18 protein-coding genes and 2 tRNA genes are annotated in these 16,881 nt (G+C 44.7%); 10 read left to right on the top strand and 10 right to left on the bottom strand.

The window, feature by feature from the left end; genetic code table 11:
* Positions 1 to 14 precede the first annotated feature (14 nt).
* The 3 genes from FEF09_RS16565 to FEF09_RS16555 form a co-directional block, all read right to left on the bottom strand.
* A complete protein-coding gene (locus tag FEF09_RS16565; RefSeq protein WP_012792300.1) occupies positions 15 to 953 on the bottom strand; it encodes a magnesium transporter CorA family protein in 939 nt (312 codons plus the stop codon).
* Positions 954 to 980: 27 nt separating this feature from the next.
* Complete coding sequence (gene dapF / locus FEF09_RS16560) at positions 981 to 1,766, bottom strand: diaminopimelate epimerase (protein WP_146306154.1); 786 nt, start codon at positions 1,764 to 1,766, stop codon at positions 981 to 983.
* Positions 1,767 to 2,035: 269 nt separating this feature from the next.
* Positions 2,036 to 2,914: a nucleoside phosphorylase gene (locus FEF09_RS16555; RefSeq protein WP_146306153.1), complete on the bottom strand. Its 879-nt coding sequence runs from the start codon at positions 2,912 to 2,914 to the stop codon at positions 2,036 to 2,038.
* An 88-nt stretch (positions 2,915 to 3,002) separates the two neighbouring features.
* On the opposite strand from FEF09_RS16555, the gene FEF09_RS16550 reads away from it, so the two are divergent.
* From FEF09_RS16550 to FEF09_RS31505, 5 genes are all read left to right on the top strand, one after another.
* Positions 3,003 to 3,073 (top strand) — tRNA-Cys (locus FEF09_RS16550).
* Positions 3,074 to 3,315: 242 nt separating this feature from the next.
* Positions 3,316 to 3,386: transfer RNA gene (locus FEF09_RS16545), tRNA-Cys, on the top strand.
* 505 nt (positions 3,387 to 3,891) lie between these two features.
* Positions 3,892 to 5,442, top strand: a complete 1,551-nt coding sequence (locus tag FEF09_RS16540) for an MFS transporter (protein ID WP_146306152.1) — start codon at positions 3,892 to 3,894, stop codon at positions 5,440 to 5,442.
* A 409-nt stretch (positions 5,443 to 5,851) separates the two neighbouring features.
* Positions 5,852 to 8,194 (top strand): BamA/TamA family outer membrane protein, encoded by a 2,343-nt coding sequence (locus FEF09_RS16535; RefSeq protein WP_222597003.1) that lies wholly within the window; start codon positions 5,852 to 5,854, stop codon positions 8,192 to 8,194.
* The gene (locus FEF09_RS31505) at positions 8,185 to 8,418 is read left to right on the top strand and encodes a hypothetical protein (RefSeq protein WP_222597002.1); all 234 of its coding nucleotides are present in this window, start codon (positions 8,185 to 8,187) and stop codon (positions 8,416 to 8,418) included. The genes FEF09_RS16535 and FEF09_RS31505 overlap by 10 nt, the downstream gene beginning before the upstream one ends.
* Before the next feature lie 83 nt (positions 8,419 to 8,501).
* On the opposite strand, the gene FEF09_RS16530 is transcribed toward FEF09_RS31505, so the two are convergent.
* The 3 genes from FEF09_RS16530 to FEF09_RS16520 form a co-directional block, all read right to left on the bottom strand.
* Positions 8,502 to 9,299 carry a hypothetical protein gene (locus FEF09_RS16530; RefSeq protein WP_146306151.1) on the bottom strand — a complete coding sequence of 266 codons (798 nt, stop codon included), beginning with the start codon at positions 9,297 to 9,299 and terminating at the stop codon, positions 8,502 to 8,504.
* A 521-nt stretch (positions 9,300 to 9,820) separates the two neighbouring features.
* Positions 9,821 to 10,396 (bottom strand): GNAT family N-acetyltransferase, encoded by a 576-nt coding sequence (locus FEF09_RS16525; protein WP_261387538.1) that lies wholly within the window; start codon positions 10,394 to 10,396, stop codon positions 9,821 to 9,823.
* A 93-nt stretch (positions 10,397 to 10,489) separates the two neighbouring features.
* Positions 10,490 to 11,233, bottom strand: a complete 744-nt coding sequence (locus tag FEF09_RS16520; protein WP_146306150.1) for a DUF92 domain-containing protein — start codon at positions 11,231 to 11,233, stop codon at positions 10,490 to 10,492.
* Positions 11,234 to 11,329: 96 nt separating this feature from the next.
* Between FEF09_RS16520 and FEF09_RS16515 the strand changes: the two genes are divergently transcribed.
* Together FEF09_RS16515 and FEF09_RS16510 are read left to right on the top strand one after the other, a co-directional pair.
* Complete coding sequence (locus FEF09_RS16515; RefSeq protein WP_146306149.1) at positions 11,330 to 11,899, top strand: TetR/AcrR family transcriptional regulator; 570 nt, start codon at positions 11,330 to 11,332, stop codon at positions 11,897 to 11,899.
* An 86-nt stretch (positions 11,900 to 11,985) separates the two neighbouring features.
* Positions 11,986 to 12,861, top strand: a complete 876-nt coding sequence (locus tag FEF09_RS16510; RefSeq protein ID WP_146306148.1) for an SDR family NAD(P)-dependent oxidoreductase — start codon at positions 11,986 to 11,988, stop codon at positions 12,859 to 12,861.
* Between the two features lie 103 nt (positions 12,862 to 12,964).
* Here FEF09_RS16510 and FEF09_RS16505 read toward each other — a convergent pair whose 3' ends face one another.
* Both FEF09_RS16505 and FEF09_RS16500 read right to left on the bottom strand, forming a co-directional pair.
* The gene (locus FEF09_RS16505) at positions 12,965 to 13,195 is read right to left on the bottom strand and encodes a hypothetical protein (protein WP_409994860.1); all 231 of its coding nucleotides are present in this window, start codon (positions 13,193 to 13,195) and stop codon (positions 12,965 to 12,967) included.
* Complete coding sequence (locus FEF09_RS16500; protein WP_146306146.1) at positions 13,162 to 13,569, bottom strand: DUF416 family protein; 408 nt, start codon at positions 13,567 to 13,569, stop codon at positions 13,162 to 13,164. The genes FEF09_RS16505 and FEF09_RS16500 overlap by 34 nt, the downstream gene beginning before the upstream one ends.
* A 190-nt stretch (positions 13,570 to 13,759) precedes the next feature.
* Between FEF09_RS16500 and FEF09_RS16495 the strand changes: the two genes are divergently transcribed.
* The 3 genes from FEF09_RS16495 to FEF09_RS16485 all read left to right on the top strand — a co-directional run bounded on the left by FEF09_RS16495 (position 13,760) and on the right by FEF09_RS16485 (position 16,017).
* A complete protein-coding gene (locus FEF09_RS16495) occupies positions 13,760 to 14,611 on the top strand; it encodes an AAA family ATPase (RefSeq protein WP_146306145.1) in 852 nt (283 codons plus the stop codon).
* Between the two features lie 414 nt (positions 14,612 to 15,025).
* The gene (locus FEF09_RS16490; protein WP_146306144.1) at positions 15,026 to 15,223 is read left to right on the top strand and encodes an RloB domain-containing protein; all 198 of its coding nucleotides are present in this window, start codon (positions 15,026 to 15,028) and stop codon (positions 15,221 to 15,223) included.
* Between the two features lie 44 nt (positions 15,224 to 15,267).
* Positions 15,268 to 16,017 (top strand): RloB family protein, encoded by a 750-nt coding sequence (locus FEF09_RS16485; RefSeq protein WP_222597001.1) that lies wholly within the window; start codon positions 15,268 to 15,270, stop codon positions 16,015 to 16,017.
* 119 nt (positions 16,018 to 16,136) lie between these two features.
* Here FEF09_RS16485 and FEF09_RS16480 read toward each other — a convergent pair whose 3' ends face one another.
* Together FEF09_RS16480 and FEF09_RS16475 are read right to left on the bottom strand one after the other, a co-directional pair.
* On the bottom strand, positions 16,137 to 16,451 hold the full coding sequence (locus FEF09_RS16480; protein WP_146306142.1) for an SseB family protein: 315 nt from the start codon (positions 16,449 to 16,451) through the stop codon (positions 16,137 to 16,139).
* The gene (locus tag FEF09_RS16475; protein WP_146306141.1) at positions 16,448 to 16,846 is read right to left on the bottom strand and encodes an enhanced serine sensitivity protein SseB C-terminal domain-containing protein; all 399 of its coding nucleotides are present in this window, start codon (positions 16,844 to 16,846) and stop codon (positions 16,448 to 16,450) included. The genes FEF09_RS16480 and FEF09_RS16475 overlap by 4 nt, the downstream gene beginning before the upstream one ends.
* Positions 16,847 to 16,881: the final 35 nt, after the last annotated feature.

The following is a 16,881-nucleotide window of genomic DNA, read 5'->3' as shown; positions in this document are numbered from 1 at the left end:
CAGATTTAATAGTATCAGAACCATTTCTTCTTCATAAAGTACCAGCTCATGATCACGGAGATCACAATAGAGAGTATGACGGGGATATAGAACGCATGCGTTGAATGCGCAAAAGGAATCTCCACGTTCATACCATAGATACTGGCTACAAGTACCGGGAAGGTGAGTACGATTGTAATGGACGTGAGGCGTTTCATTACCAGGTTCAGGTTATTGGAAATGATGCTGGCAAAGGCATCCATTGAACTGCTAAGGATGTTGGTGTAGACGTTCGCCATTTCAAGCGCTTGTGAGGTGTCTACAATGAGGTCATGCAGAAATTCTTTCTCGTCTTCGTTCAGACCGAGGAAGTTGGTACGTTCCAGTTTCATCAACAGCAGTTCATTGCTGCGCAATGCAGTCAGGAAGTATACCAGACTTTTCTGGATACGCATGATATACAACAGTTCCTCGTTACGATTGCTGTCATATAGTTTTTGTTCCAGTATATTTCTGCGCTGGTTGATCTCTTTCAGGTAATCGAGGAAGTTCATGGTTACCTTTTCGAAGATCTTCAGCACCATCATGTTTCTTTTCTCGGGATGACGGTTATGGAAGGTATTCAGAAAGCGGTTAATAGCCGCGTTGTCGAATGAGTTAACCGTCAGGATCTGATTGTGCGTCAGGATGATTACAATCGGGATGGTAATGTAATACGCATCACTCTCATTGATGGAATTGTTTTCCGTCGGAGTTTTGATGACGATCAGCTTCACATTATCCTCCAGCTCATAGCGGGACTTCTCGTCTATATCGAGCGAGTCGGTCAGGAAGTCGAGAGGTATGTCCAGTTCTTCGGAGAGCTGGGCAAATTCTGCCTGTTTCAGAGGAGGGGTAATATTTACCCAGGCCCCGTTTTCAGGTCCCGAAATTTCTACCGTGCGCGAGTCTATATTTTTGAAATATTGAATCATCCGGCCGCAAAGGTAGAACAATTAAAGTTATGGCAATGTGATATTTCCCTCGAATACAAGGGTGGCGGGTCCGCAAAGCCAGATATTATCGTAAGCTTTTTCACCAATACGGTTAAAGCGTACTTCCAGTTTGCCACCCAGCGTTTGTACGGGTACGACGTATTCTTTTGTTGCCGGACCGGCAGTCATCAGTGCTGCAGCAGTCACGCCGGTACCACAGGAATAGGTTTCGTCTTCTACACCGCGTTCGTAGGTGCGAACGAAAATGCCTTTATCGAGCGACTGTACAAAGTTCACGTTAGTGCCTTCTTTGGCAAAGCGGTCATTATAGCGGATCCGTTTACCTTCGCTATGTACATCTACTGCTTTTACATCTTCCACGAACATTACATAATGCGGAGAACCGGTATTCAGATAGGAATGGAGTGCATTGATCTCAATACCACTCACATCCTGCATTTTCAGATTTACCCAATCATCTCCATGTAAGGTAGCTTCATGTGGACCATCAACTGCCAGAAAGCTTAGTTTTTCGCCTGTCAGCCCCATTTTACGGGCAAAAGCAACCAGACAACGACCTCCATTACCACACATACTGCTTTCACGGCCATCGGCATTGTAATACTTCATACCAAAGTCATATCCTTCCTCCTTATTCAGCAACATCAGACCGTCTGCTCCGATTCCGAAACGTCTGTCACAAAGAAAGTGCACCTGTTTTTCTGTAAGGAAATTGTATTCGCCGTTGCGGTTATCCATGATAACGAAATCATTGCCGGTACCCTGGTATTTGTAGAAATGTATTGCTGACATAAGGAGCGAATTTAAGAAATTTCAATCAGGATTTTGCCAATCAGGAATTGCGGATCAGGAATTAGGAATTTTGTATCAAAACGCGGCTGGCAGAAACTATCAGCTATCGGTAATAAACATGAAATGCTGCGTAAAACAGATTAAATCAATGGTATAGATACCACTGTATCAATACGCCGGACATAACCTGATAAGTTCATCTATAAAAGAATAGAGGCGATTCAGATACTGAACCGCCTCTATATCAGATATTGCTGATGCTTTAATGCCTAATTTCCCGCAATGATCTCAACTGATTGCTTAATCAGATTGGCAACCGCTGCAGCGCCATCTTTTGTAAACTGCTGGCCGATTCTGTTTGCTACGATCGCACTGATAGACAGACAGTCATGTCCCAGTACACGGCCCAGTCCGTAGATACCCGCTGTCTCCATCTCGAAGTTAGAGATATAGTGATCTCCATGTCTGAAAGCAGTTAAATGCTCTAATAGCTGTGGATGGGAGAGTGGTCCTCTCAGTGCACGGCCTTGTGGCGCATAAAAACCCGGACATGTCACCGTAATGCCACTGATATATCCTGTTGTGAATCTTGCTGCCAGTGAAGGTGCTGCACTGATCAGATAAGGATTGGCACTACCGGGACGCAGTGCTACCTGCTGATGAAATGCATCCAGCAGGGATGTCTCTTCCGGTGTATTTTCAAAGGAATACCAGGGCAGGAGGTTATCCAGTCCGACGCCATGAGAAGACACAACAAAGCTGTCAACAGGCACATTGCCCTGTAACGCACCAGAGGTACCCAGACGGACAATCTGTAAACGGGTAAGAGCCGGTTTTATCGTACGGCTTGCAAAATCGATATTAACCAGTGCATCCAGTTCATTTAACACGATATCAATGTTGTCAGTACCAATACCAGTCGATACAACCGTCAGTCGTTTTTGTCCGATATAACCGGTGTGACTCACAAATTCCCTGTGCTGACGTTTTACTTCCACTTTATCAAAATGTTTGCTGACTTCCGGCACACGATCAGGATCCCCCACAGTGATAATCGTATTGGAGAGCTCATCCGGTGTGAGATCCAGATGGTATACGGCCCCCCGGCTATTCAATATCAGTTCTGATTCTGCAATGCGTGTATTCATCTTTTTTGATATTTTTTTAAAATATATTTGGCAAATATCTAAAATTTCCTACTTTTGCAATCCCATCAAACAATGGGACGAACAAAAAGGTTTCGTGGCCGAGTGGCTAGGCTGAGCTCTGCAAAAGCTCCTACAGCGGTTCGAATCCGCTCGAAACCTCGAAAAGGATTACAGCAATGTAATCCTTTTTTGTTTTACAGCTGGTCACTAAACATACTTTTGTCGTATTACTTTTTACCGGCACTTGCAGATATCAGTGCCGCTGATCTCCGGTTTACTAACGTTTATCTATATACGTATATCATTCAGCAGACTGTTTTAATTTTTATTTTATTTCTCTTTTTGTGAATATCTAAAATTTACTACATTTGCGATCTCATCAGACAGATGAGAATAGATAGGGTTTCGTGGCCGAGTGGCTAGGCTGAGCTCTGCAAAAGCTCCTACAGCGGTTCGAATCCGCTCGAAACCTCAGAACGGATTACAGCAATGTAATCCGTTTTTTGTTTTAACTACCCATTGTTGATTTCCTTTATTCCCTCTTATAAATAGCATTGTCCCTGACAGATCGGTATTGTGGTAATCTGCAATGCTGCGGATAAATTGTATACGTCTGATTGTTTCTGTAACAGCAGTGCATAGCTAACAACATGCATAAACTGCTATCAGCAGGCATCTCAGGTATCAATACTGCGTCGAAAGGATTTACACCTTCAACAGCCTTATCAATAAACAGGGTATGAGTGCCCATAACGGACATTCTTCGGATCAGGCATGCGCATCAAAGCAACAAATCCTGCCTGTACAACGACTACAGACTAAACAGCAGTATAAACGAACGAAAGCTACAGTCACTAACAACTGTAGCATTTTTATTGTTGTTAATCCGCTGCCGGAATCATCGGAAGACATGCCGAAATCCACGTTTGACTGCTGATACCGCCTCCGGCAAACTGAATTTTACCTAAATTGCTGTAATGGCAACAGTCCCCCTTTCCAGTGCCGCAGGCAGATGGATCATGATCTCCGCAATTATGGCTTCCGCAATGGCCTTTATTGATGGCACCGCGCTCAATGTCGTCTTACCCTCCATTCAGAAAAGTATGCACGCTTCAGGTACAGATCTCTTCTGGATCCTGAATGCTTATCTACTGATGCTGGCAGCACTGATGCTGATCGGGGGTTCATTGGGCGACAGGCTGGGCCGGAAAAGGGTCTTTGTAGCCGGTATACTGATCTTTATCGCTGGTTCCGCAGCCTGTGGTATTGCAGGTGATGTCACCTTACTGATACTGTTCAGAATGTTACAGGGTATTGGTGGTGCGCTCATGATACCGGGCAGTCTGTCCCTGATATCGTCTTCCATACATGAAAAGGAAAGAGGAAAGGCGATCGGTACATGGTCAGCTTTTACGACGGTAGTGACTATCGGCGGACCAGTACTCGGTGGCGCACTCGCAGATGCAGGTTACTGGCGCTATATCTTTTTTATCAATGTGCCGATCGGTATTGTCGCCGTACTGATCTTGTGGCGAAAAGTCAATGAGAGTATTGATGATACGCAGGATAAGACGCTCGACTTTGCCGGCGCTTTTTCTATTGCCGCCGGACTGGCAGCAGTGACCTTCGGTTTTCTGCGGATTCCTGATACCGGTTTCAATAACTGGCAGGTCTATCTGTCATTGAGTCTCGGGATATTGTTGTTGATTATCTTCATCATCATTGAGCGCAGGAGTCCGCATCCGATGATGCCCTTATCCCTCTTTAAAAATATGACCTTCTCGGGTGCCAACCTGCTGACCTTCTTCCTGTATGCAGGACTAAGCGCAGGCATGTTGTTCCTGTCATTGAATCTGGTGCAGGTGCAGGGCTATGATCAGTTGCAATCCGGACTCACCTTTCTGCCCTTTACCATTCTGATGGTATTGGTCGCCCGTTTCGCAGGTACTCTGGCAGATAAGTATGGTCCGCGTTTGTTATTGACCATCGGACCCGCTATTGCCGGAACAGGTCTGTTACTCTTATCCTTCATTAAACAAACACCCGGACCGTCTGCCTATTTCACCACCTTCTTCCCCGGAATTGTCGTCTTTGGTTTGGGAATGTCTTTTACTGTTGCGCCATTGACGGCGACCGTTATGGGCGCTGTCAGTGATCATTATTCAGGAACGGCATCAGGTATTAATAATGCATTGTCGCGTATAGCAGGTGTCTTTGCCAATGCTATTTTTGGGGCGATGGCGGTATTGTTCTTTGCTGGTTTTCTACAAAAGGAATTGCCTGCTTTATCCTTGAAAGAACAGGACCGTAAGGAGGTCGTACAACAGACAGCTGAATTGGGTAATGCCCGGCCGCCTGCTGTATTAAATGAAGAAGAAAGTAAAAAAGTAAGGCAATTATATCACGATAGTTTTATTGATGCCTATGGAAAGATTATGCGGATCTCCGGTATACTGGGCTTTCTGGGCGCACTGATGGCAGTGTTGTTTGTCAGAAACAGTGCGGTGGCTACGTCAAAGCCGGACTAACATATTCAAAAACAGTCATTGCATCATCAATACGGCCTTTCCCTATCACATCATAACTAACACGGTTCAGGGTAATGCTGAGTCAAAATCATATTGTCCGCCATTGGTCTTTTTAAGATCCTTAAAAATGACTGGCAACTATTCTCCTGCTCTTTCACCAGTACATTTCCGTTAAAGACACCAGACCGGTACGCCCTTTGTATCAGAGAATCAATGACTGCCTGTTTGCTTGCTGAGCAAATACAGCCGGCGTCATAAAAAGCATAGTGCGGGTGAAAACAATGTTTCTCCTGTTCATGTTTTGCATAAGAGAATGACGTTGGGTGTTAAAATGGCTAACTATCCGTTTTTTTTCGTTTCTTCCGTGCAAAATAAGGAAGTACAGCAAAAATTATTACAAAACAACTGCATGAGCCTATATAGACTTTTTACCACGCTGGCTGTTCTGGCAATTTCCACGGTGCAGGCACAAAGCCCTGCGGGCGACAGTATCACAGTCGCTATTTCCCCTGCCTATGACAGTGTGAGTGGCTTACACCGGACTTTGTTTGGTGAAAGCTATCGTAAATTATGGGCAGCGCCGGTAAAGATGAAGGTCTTTTACCTTGAGAAAGAGAAGGGAGGTCTGATTATCGAACAAAGAGGTGGCGGTTTGCAGACCAAATCGCTGCGTTTAAAGGATAAGGAAGGCCACGAATGGGTGCTACGTACTATTCAGAAATATCCTGAAAGAGGGCTGCCGCCCAATCTGAGGGCTACGATCACCAAAGACATCCTGCAGGATCAGGTAGTCACCGCACATCCCTACTCCTCAGTAACAGTGCCGCCCTTAGCATCTGCACTGGGCATCCCGCACGCCAATCCGCAGATAGTATACGTGCCCGACGATCCGGCATTGGGTGAATACCGGAAGGATTTCGCCAATGCAGTCTTTCTCTTCGAAGAAAGAGAGCCCGAGGATGCCGCACGTACTGATAATACTGATAAAACACAGCGTAAGCTGGAAGAGGATAATGACGTACACGTCTATCAGAAGGTGGTGTTAAGAGCCCGTCTGCTGGATATGTTACTGGGCGACTGGGACCGCCATGAAGACCAGTGGCGATGGGAAAGAGTGAAGGAAGACAAACGTGTGGATTATACACCCGTGCCCCGCGACAGAGATCAGGTATACTACAATACGACGGGTCTTTTTCCATGGATCATCTCTCATCAATGGCTGAAATCCAAGTTTCAGGGCTATCATGATCATATCAGAGATATCAAGGGTTTTAACTTCAATGCCCGTTATTTTGACCGTTACTTCCTGAATGGTCTCAGCGAAGCTGACTGGCAGGAACAGATCCATTATATACAGACGACACTGACAGACAGCTTAATAAGGCAGTCGGTTCTCCTGATGCCGGATACGATCTTTGCACTCTCCGGCGAAAAGATCATCAGCGCCTTTATCGCCCGTCGTAACGCACTGGAAAAGGAAGCCCTCAGTTACTATAAGTTCCTGTCTATCTATACAGATGTACCGGCGTCGGATAAACATGAGTTTTTCGATATCCAAAGACAGGAAAACGGACATGTGTTGGTGACCATCAGCAAAATGAAGAAAGAAGGCACACTGGATGGGGTGATCTATAAACGTGATTTCGATCCCACTGTGACTAAGGAGATCAGGTTATACGGGATGGATGGGCATGACGTGTTTGCTGTCAGCGGACAGGCATCTTCTCCGATCCGTATCCGTATGATCGGTGGGGATGGGGTAGATAGTTTTGCTGTCGCAGATAATGTGCCCCGTAAAGGCAGACTGTATGTCTATGACCGTTCTGACGAAGTCAATCATCTGCCCGCCAGAGGAGATGCAAAGATCCGTACAGATAAAGATACATTGGTCAACAGCTACAACAGACGCAGCTTTCTGTTCGACCGTTTTGGTCCCTTGCCCTCCATACAATATAACCCTGATCAGGGCTTTATGTTGCGTGTAAATACCATGTATGAAAAGCAGGGATTCCGTAAGGTGCCTTATGCGCAGCAGCACCAGCTGATAGTCAGTTATGTGACAGGGCGTCAGGCTTTTCTGTTGCAATACCTCGCAGACTATAAACAACTGATCGGTAAGAATGACCTCCGGATCAATATCCTGTCCCGCGGTCCGCATAACCTGAGTAATTTCTTCGGATTGGGTAATCAGTCAGTCTTCGTCAATGACGACGAAAAAGATATTACGTACTATCGTAACCGATATGATCTGATAAATGGTGATGTAAGACTATATCGTAACATTGCCCCTCATCTGACGGTAAGTGCGGGTATTGCCGGGCAATACTATACCAGCAGGGAAGCAAATAACAGCCGTAAGTTTCTCGGTGTCTATAATAGCGCATTCCCGGATGCGCGTGTATTTGACGACAGACTGTATGCAGGGCTGGTAACGGCGATAGAAGCAGATACCCGTAATGGTGTGATGATGCCCCGTAAAGGAATCAACTGGCACGCGGAATTAACAGGTATGCAGCAGACAAACCGCGAGCATAAGAGATATGGTAAACTGACAACAGACTTTAGTTTTTATATACCTCTGATCGGAGATTCTACATTGGTGATGGCGAATCGTGTTGCGGCAGGTACCACCTTTGGAGATCCTGAATATTTTCAGATGATGGCGATTGGAGGTACACAGGTATTAAGAGGTTTTCATACCAACCGTTTTATTGGAAAAACGGCTGTGTATCACAATTTGAATTGCGCCTGAAACTGTTTGACTTTACGTCTTATCTGTTGCCCGGCACTGTGGGATTGATTGGCTTCAACGACCTTGGAAGGGTGTGGATGCCGGGAGAGCAATCGCACAGGTGGCATGACGGTTATGGCGGTGGCTTATATGTGATGCCGGTGGATCTGTTTTTGATACAGGCCGCAGTGGGCTTTTCGGAGGAGGGAGCGCTGCCTTATATTACGGCAGGATTCAGGTTTTAAATGAATTGAAGTTACAGCTGATAGGAAAGGGGGTGTTTACTGTTAGTAAACACCCCCTTTTTTATTGCAAACAAGTGAATGTATCAGCCGGTCATCAGGATTTTAGCGCATCCGAGGCGTTTGGCGGGCACTATTTCGCCACCCATACCGGGAACGCCGATTTCTATGCCGACAGAGACTATCAGGGTGGTGGATGGCGGTAGCTTTTCAGCCCTGCTTGCCCGTGTTGTTAAAGTAAAATTTTCCTGTGGCTGCGTGTTTATCAGCCACGGTGAGTAGGCCGCCGGGGCGTAGATCGGATCTTTTCCCATGTTAGTGGATACACCCGTATATCCTATACCATCCGCCACTGCTCCAAAGCCAACGACAATTCTGTAAAGAGAAAAGTTCCATGGCAGGAAAAGATTGAACCCCGGAGAAAGGGGCGGGATGTTAACAGTAACGCTATTGTCCTCACGATCGATGTTACATGCCAGCGGATGGCGGATTACGCTGTCAAATAGCGTAGTCTTATTCAAAGAGAATCCATCCAGCAAATGTCTGTGCGTTGATAACATCACCATCCTGTATCCAAGCGGATTGGAGTCGTCCAGGCTCATGATTTTTCTGCACATGCCGCTTAGCCGGGGTGAAAAATTATAGTCACTCAGGTGTCTGACGTGTAGTAACGCGAGACGTATTACGGAAGCAGCGGACGAAGCACCTCCGAATTCCCGGTTGTTCATACGGGTAAGCGCAAAATTGGGCGATTTATTAATCTTTTCGCGTGAAGCGCCACCTCTTGTGCGTACGATGGGCCTTTCTATGCCCCGCATTTTGTAGACTGAGATCTTTCCGAAGGTTCCGGTGATCTCAAAGGTTTTGTTGTCGAATTTGGCCATTAAAACGGAATTAACAAATGATAAAATAGGTTAACAGGAATACTAAAAAAGGTTAACAGGTTGTGGTTATCCTGACGGAATCTACTATCATGAATATACTAAAAAAAGCAACATAAACCATTGGGAGTTTGTAGATATCCGTAGATAAGCCGTATATAATCCGTATCTATAAGAAGGGCTTATCTACGGGTTATATACGGCTTATCTACGGCTCATCTATGAATAATCAGAAAGATGCAAACGAGATGAAGCCGTAATAAAAATGAGGACGCATAATAACTCCACAGTACCGTTTATGATTGTAAAATTTTCGTTGAAAATCAATCTTTTATATTTCCGGCGCAATAGTTTGCGTGCATAGCAGGGAAAGAAGCAGTTGGCGGGAATGCTGAGATCAACGCAGATTGATAGCAGAGGGCAATGATTTTTACGGTGGGCATAGCGCTATTGCCCGGGAAGAAGGTTTCATGTATAGGGAAGGCAAATCTCCTGACGATGACAGACCATCGCAGTGCAACGGATCATTTATGCGGATCGGAACGCAGCAGGGAAAACATCAGCATATCATAATGCCTGTTATTCCAGTACATCCAGTCACGTAAGGTGCCTTCATGTTTAAAGCCAATTTTATGCATCAGATGAATGGAAGATGCATTTCCCTCCATGACCTCTGATTCGATGCGGTTGATATTAAGCGCATGGAAGCCAAAGCTGATGATGGCGTGCAGGGCTTCTGTGCAGATGCCTCTGTTCCAATAAGCGTATTGCAGGTCATAGCCGATATTAGCGCGGTGTTTTGGCGTAAAGTTATTAAAGCCAACGGTACCGATGATATCCTTGCGGTCATTCAGCCGGATGCCCCAGCGGATGGCAGCTTTGGATTCGAAACGTTTCCGGAAATGATCAATCAGGCGATGAGAGTCAACGGGACTTTCCAGTGGTGCAAGGTTATAAAAGCGGGTGACATTACTATCCCCGAATAGTTTGTATAGATCTTCCGCATGCGCCTCCGTGATCTGAACGAGTTCCAGATGCGGTGTTCGTATCGTAGGAAATTTGTCAAACACAAGGTCTCTGTTTTCAATAACGCGGGACATGATGATAAACTGTTTGATGTAAGGTGACTTGCCGGTAATGAATATAAAGAAAATCGCGGACAAAAACCAGCAGCTTCTACCAATGTCAGTCGCTTATCCTGCGTGGATCATACAGAAATATAGCAGTGCCGCCACTAATGCCGCAAAGAGTGTGTTCAGAAAATTCACGGTGTTGTTACCGATCAGGTGTTTGCGCTCGAACGCTGCACCGAGTAGAGAGTCGGCAAGATTACCCAGTACACCGGCTATCAGTACGATCAGACTCAGCTGACTAAAACCACCATAGATAAGAGAGATTATAGCGGCACCGGCCGCGCCTATAACCGTACCCTCCAGACTGATAACGCCATCGAGTCCTTTGGGTTCTTTTTTAAAGCTGAGAATATTGAAGAAGTTCCGGCCATATACCATGCCCAGTTCGGAGGACAGAGTATCGGCAAGGGCAGACGCGAGACTTGCTGCCAGCATCAATTGATATAAGTTGTCCGGGCCGGGAGCAAACAGGCTCAGTAATGCCATGATAGCTGCAACACCACCGTTGGCGAATACTTGTCCGGCGGTTCTTCCCTGTGGATGACTGCCTTCGGCAGCTATTTTCGCTTTCAGATCTTTCCTGTGAGACGTTGCCCATACACCGAGTGCAAAGAAGGTAAAGAGTATACAGACTCCTTTAAGGCCATCGCCAACTGCTACCGATACCCCAATCAGCAAGGCTGCAACAGCCGCCGGAAAGGTCAGTTTACCTATACGCACGCAATAAATGATTACGCCGGCGATAATGAAATAAAAAAGCAGGGTTGCGAAGAAAAGGCCAAAGTGGGGAGTCAGTAGTTCCATAGGGCGGCAAATCTATTGAAATAATTTCCAAAGAAAAATTTGGCTACCTACATGCAAGTAGGTATGTTTGCATTATCAAACTGAGATGATACCACCATGAGCACAGTGCTGAATACAAAAGAACGGATCGTGGAACTGGGGCGGGGGCATATGCAAAGGATTGGCTACCATTCCTTTAATTACAAGCAGATCGCGCTGGAACTGAATATTAAGAACGCCTCCATTCATCACTATTATCCATCCAAAGAAGACCTTGGAATGGCGGTGATAGAGAAGGACCGGCAGGACTTTATGCAGTTTATCCAACGGATGAAGAAAGCCCCGCCGATGGACAAACTGGATGCCCTCATCTGTGCTTATGAGGAGTATTTTAAAAACGGTATAAAGCTCTGTGTGATCAGTACGTTCAGCGCCTCTTTTAATGAAATCACGGAGCGTATGCAGCTGGCTATTCAGCAATATTCGGAGATAGTCGCTTCATGGCTGGCCGGTGCGCTGAAAGAAGGACTGGAATCAGGGGATTTTCACTTCACAATATCTATTGAAGAAATGACGAATCACTGGATGGCAACATTGCCTGGCGCCCTTTTGGTGGGGCGAAGCCGGGGAAAGAAATACTTCGATATGGCACTCCATTCACTTAAAAAATCAGTACAATCCTCGTAAGAGGATTTTTTTAAGACTATACTACCTACCTGTATGTAGGTAGGCTTATAATAAAAAGGACACTCACCTTAAATAGCAAACAAACAATGAAGCAGATTATTCTGACAGGAAGCAGCAGCGGTTTCGGCCTGACTGCCGTGAAGACACTTGCCCTGAAGGGCCATACTGTATACGCTACCATGCGTAATGTCAACGGCGTCAATGCTGCTGTTGCAAAGGAATTAACAGACTGGGCAAAGACACAACAGGCTAAGGTAGTAGTGGTAGAACTGGATGTAGCCAGCACCACTTCCGTTAACAACGCCATCGCGGAGATTGTGCAGCAATCGGGTGGCAGGATAGATGTACTGATCAATAATGCGGGTATTTCCTTCATGGGATTAGGAGAATCCCTGTCCATCGAACAGACAGAGATGCTGTATCAGGTAAATACCATCGGACCGGAACGTACGATGAAAGCAGTATTGCCATACATGCACAAGCAAAAAGAAGGCCTGATCATTAACGTAACCAGTGTACAGAGCCGTCAGTACATTCCCATCCTGAGTACCTATAATGGCACTAAGGCAGCATTGGACGCTGTTACCATGGGCTATCACTTCGAGCTGAAATCATCCGGTATTGACGTGGTAAGTATTCAGCCGGGTGCGTATCAGTCCACGGATATCGTTACCAAAGGTATTGCCGCTAAAAATGCAGGTGTAAGTGGTCAATATGGTAAAGACGTACTTGATTTCCAGCGCGCACTATTCAGATTCTTTGAACCAACACCTGAAAGTCCGGATCCGAAAGAAGTGGCGGATGTGATGTTGAAACTGGTAGAATTACCAAAGGGTCAACGGCCTGTAACAAGTGTTGTAGGTGGTGGTGCAAATACCGGAAAGATCGAAGAGATGAATGAAACAATGAGACAGATCGTAGAAGGAATGTTCGGATTTTTACCGACAGTGTTCCCTGCATAATTTGCAGGAGGAATCAGGAATTACAGTAGTGAATCTGTTACCGGAAATAGAAAAGCGTCCGCTATTGGCAGGACGCTTTTCTTATAATCTTTAATTCCTGATTTTAATTGTCAATGCCTAATTCATTTAACTGCATCAACTGCACAAATTCTTGTCTGAATGTAGCGATCTTTCCGCTCTTCAGGGCTCTCACAGCTTCTATCTGTCTTTGCAGTTCATCCTGAAATAGGGCGTGTGATTCGATTTCTTCTTCTTCGGCGATATAGTCATTTCCCTTCTCTTCGTTTAATTGAGTGCTGATCAGGATATCAAGGGTATTACGGATGATATCCAATACTTCGAAAGAGGTGTCAAAAGGATCTTCTGCAAGTCCGGTGACAGCCATCCATACAGCGGTGGCAGCATTTTGTGCGGAAGAGGCCAGTGTAGACGCCACGCTGATTCGAAGATCTCCATGTGGTTGTCGAGATTCGGAATCTGATCCTGTGCCATTGTCTCCAGTTGCTCAGCAGTAGTATCTTTCAGCTGACCGGCCACCAGTAACCATGCCTTGTCAAAGATAATGTCAGTCTGTGCGATATCGCCACTAAATTCTTTTTCGTAGATCTTTTTAAAGGTCAGCCATAATGTCTCTGCAGCCGCAAGGCTGAAGCGTGAAATATCGTTGGGAGAAAGTGATTCGAGTTGCTCCTCCAGTTGTTCTGTCATGTGTCGTTGCTACTATTTTAGGCCTTTTACGGGGTAAAAGCGCCCGATAGCAGCTGCAAGATAGTATTTTGAATTGTGATGCGTGAGCTTTTAGGTGTGGTTTGTCAGAAAAGGGCAGAAAAAAGGAATAAAAACGCTTATTTAGCGATTTATTCGTTTTTTTTGTAGAAATTCAACAAAATAACTGTTTATGCTTTTACAGTTTAAGATTCGTAATTACAGATCGTATAAAGAAGAGGTTACCTTTAGCATGGAGGCGGAGTCTTCAAAGCTAAAGGGTAATATTTTTGATTTCGAGCTAGGTAATACACAGAACGTCAGATATCTGAAAACATCAGCTATATATGGGGCGAATGCCTCAGGTAAAACAAATCTGGTTCGGGCGCTATCAACAATGATTTATTTTATTATCGCTAAACCTAAAGTTGACGAGCCTATTGAACTTTATGATCCATTTCGTTTTGATGAAAAGGTTGCCCATGAACCGGCTTATTTTGAGCTGACTTTTATTGGTCCTCATAACTATAAGTATATATATAGCTTTGAAGTGAAAGGAAAGGAAGTGTTAACCGAGGACTTATACTTTTACCCGAATTCCAGAAGAACACTGCTTTTCAAGCGTCAGCGTAGAGAAGGTGATAACATGATACACACCGGAATACTGGGTGACAGTATGAACAAAAAAGAGATTTCGGTTTTTGCTAATCAGTTGGTATTATCGAAATTTGGAGATGACGAACCCGATGAGTTACTTTCATCGGTATTTCTCTATTTTGTAAAATACATCATTATCAATGCAGTTAATGCTAACCAACAGGCATTACTTCGTCAGAGCGTCAGCCATGAGATTTTTGGTAATGAGGTCATCAGAAATAAAGTTGCTGCTATACTTCAGGCCGCAGATACCAAAATTAGTGGATTAGATCTGATCAAATATGAACCTGAAAAGGTCTTTGATGAGGAGAAGAGAAGAGACGTAAGAAGATTGATTCATACAGAATTTATTTTTTGCATAATATTTATGACGCGGAGAACAAGTTAGCAGGTAATGTTCCCTTACCTTTCAATGATGAATCCAGAGGCTCACAATTGCTCTATATTCTTAGCGGGCGTATTATACAGGCTATTGATCAAGGTGGAGTTCTTATTGTTGATGAATTAGACACAGCTTACATCCCTTTATTACGAAACTGATTGTTATGATATTTCAATCGGATAAAATCAATAGAAAGGTGCGCAACTTATTTTCACAACACATGATGTCTCTTTGCTGGATAAAGATCTGTTAAGAAAAGATCAGATCTGGTTTGCAGAGAAATCAGATACTGGTGTGACTGATTTTATTCGTTGCAAGACTTTGAGGGATTGCGGGAGGATACACCATTTGAAAAATGGTATCTCGCAGGTAAGTTCGGCGCATTACCCAATATTAAATCGATAGAAAACATATTTGAGGATGTCTCAGCCGATTAGAAAAACTTTATTAATTGTTTGTGAGGGTACGGAAACTGAGCCCGGCTATTTTGATGGTTTGAGAAATTTGATAATCGATTCAAAGTTACCTTACTGGATTAAAATAAGCCCGAAACCAACTGAAGAGATAAAAAGAGAAGAAAAGGCACAACAGGAAGAAGCCGGTACAGCACAAACGTGAGGCCGGGTGGTCGATTGCGTAAGATGAAACCGGCAAGTATTCCGTTGGATGATGCGCCGGTCATACCTAAGGAATACGTTGCGCAGCCCACCCGTTACGTATGGGAGGCACAACAGGGATTGAAGGATGGGACTTATGATGAGGCCTGGGCAGTATTTGATAAAGATCAGCATCCTGAACATGCAGAGGCTTTTGATCTGGCGGGCCAATCTGTTAATGGTAATCTGGTACAGATCGCCTTTTCGTCCGTATCTTTTGAGACGTGGATTTTATTACACCATGAGTTCTGCACAACTGCCTTTAGAAAATCGCAGTGCAGGACTCAGAAAGAATCGCATGAATGTGGTCAGGGAGTTCATGAGCAGGATTGCAATGGCATACATTGTATCACCGGATATCTGAAAATAAAAGGTTATATCGGAAAAGACGTTGATGTCAAGCATATAGGATATGCATCATTGCAAAGCCTCACACATACCGCCTTGGGAAATGCATTACAGCTTCGTCATCAGGCAGTTTCTAATAGTGGCGGTAACTTAGTTCATTTGCTTAATCCTTATACCTGTGTTGACAGGCTGGTATTTAAGTTACTACAGCTAAAATGGGATTATAAATGGAGACAGCACTCAGACGCTGTCATACACGGACTGTCGCTCCATATTGAACGACAGGGAAACGTATTAAGGTTGACAATAAATAATCATAAAAAGCAGACTTTTATTTTATTGCCTGCATATATTCATTTGTCAATTACAGGGGGACCGAATAGCAATTGTTCCAAGGACAAGACTTGAAGGTGAAACGACACACTTAATTGAGGCTGATTTGTCTCAATATGAATATCCTTCCTACTTAAGTTTTGCGATTGACAGTTCCACAGAAGGTATTACAGAAATCCCATTAATTGATGGACCTACACCCGCATTTCCGCCTCAAACGGTGTCGCTGGATTAAGTATAAACAGTTGTCCCGGATTGATCCCTTTCAGGATACGATCAAAAGTCATCTTTACCATCACCCTGTCATCAGGAATATTTACCATACCACTTCTCGCAATCATTTCAGCATTGGCGAAAAGCGGAATGAATTCGCCGTGCTCCCGCACATAAGTCGCGAGCATCAGATCTTTGCTATTTTCCATTTTATGCGCCAGCGTAAATACTTCACAATCTTTCAGTGTTTCGATCAACTCCTGACGGAACTGCTTTTCATCAAACCATTGTTTCATGACTTTCTGTTGCAGGCGTGCAGTATGTTTTTATGATAGAAGGGAAGGTTATGCTGTCGGATATAATCAGTCAGTTCCGGATTCGTTACACTGGATGTGTAAAAGATCTCGGTGTCCTGCATGAACTGGGACTTGATCATCCAGGTGATCTCCTGTATGGCATCCTCATCGCCCTGATGGTCTATGGCCAGTACAAGTATATGTGCTTTTGATGTGTTGTTGTAGGCAAAGCCGAAATAGGCGGCAGTTACAGCTGTTTCGGAACTAAAGTAGCTGACAAGATCATCTACAAAATTCCTGTCTGCTGATAATGGTGTCGGCGTGGTCGCGCTGGTTGCTGGTACAGTTGTTTCGTCTACAGTAGGTTTTTTCCTGAAGCGGTCAAATAATTTCATACGGATAGGGATTTAGAATAGTCGCCGGCATTTGC

The sequence above is a fragment of the Chitinophaga pinensis genome, assembly GCF_007896845.1.
GTDB lineage: Bacteria > Bacteroidota > Bacteroidia > Chitinophagales > Chitinophagaceae > Chitinophaga > Chitinophaga pinensis_C.
Note: the sequence above shows the minus strand (reverse complement) of the source record. Positions and strands in the feature narration are given on the sequence as shown.

Bases quoted from the DNA above. Each gene is read 5' to 3' on its own strand.
- FEF09_RS16520 (WP_146306150.1), bottom strand. From the start codon at position 11,233: ATGGAACTACTGACTCCCCACTTTGGCCTTTTCTTCGCAACCCTGCTT.
- FEF09_RS16535 (WP_222597003.1), top strand. From the start codon at position 5,852: ATGAGCCTATATAGACTTTTTACCACGCTGGCTGTTCTGGCAATTTCC.
- FEF09_RS16525 (WP_261387538.1), bottom strand. From the start codon at position 10,396: ATGTCCCGCGTTATTGAAAACAGAGACCTTGTGTTTGACAAATTTCCT.
- FEF09_RS16475 (WP_146306141.1), bottom strand. From the start codon at position 16,846: ATGAAATTATTTGACCGCTTCAGGAAAAAACCTACTGTAGACGAAACA.
- FEF09_RS16540 (WP_146306152.1), top strand. From the start codon at position 3,892: ATGGCAACAGTCCCCCTTTCCAGTGCCGCAGGCAGATGGATCATGATC.
- FEF09_RS16500 (WP_146306146.1), bottom strand. From the start codon at position 13,569: ATGACAGAACAACTGGAGGAGCAACTCGAATCACTTTCTCCCAACGAT.
- FEF09_RS16480 (WP_146306142.1), bottom strand. From the start codon at position 16,451: ATGAAACAATGGTTTGATGAAAAGCAGTTCCGTCAGGAGTTGATCGAA.
- FEF09_RS16555 (WP_146306153.1), bottom strand. From the start codon at position 2,914: ATGAATACACGCATTGCAGAATCAGAACTGATATTGAATAGCCGGGGG.
- FEF09_RS16495 (WP_146306145.1), top strand. From the start codon at position 13,760: ATGCTTTTACAGTTTAAGATTCGTAATTACAGATCGTATAAAGAAGAG.
- FEF09_RS16490 (WP_146306144.1), top strand. From the start codon at position 15,026: ATGTCTCAGCCGATTAGAAAAACTTTATTAATTGTTTGTGAGGGTACG.
- FEF09_RS16565 (WP_012792300.1), bottom strand. From the start codon at position 953: ATGATTCAATATTTCAAAAATATAGACTCGCGCACGGTAGAAATTTCG.
- FEF09_RS16530 (WP_146306151.1), bottom strand. From the start codon at position 9,299: ATGGCCAAATTCGACAACAAAACCTTTGAGATCACCGGAACCTTCGGA.
- FEF09_RS16515 (WP_146306149.1), top strand. From the start codon at position 11,330: ATGAGCACAGTGCTGAATACAAAAGAACGGATCGTGGAACTGGGGCGG.
- FEF09_RS16510 (WP_146306148.1), top strand. From the start codon at position 11,986: ATGAAGCAGATTATTCTGACAGGAAGCAGCAGCGGTTTCGGCCTGACT.
- dapF (WP_146306154.1), bottom strand. From the start codon at position 1,766: ATGTCAGCAATACATTTCTACAAATACCAGGGTACCGGCAATGATTTC.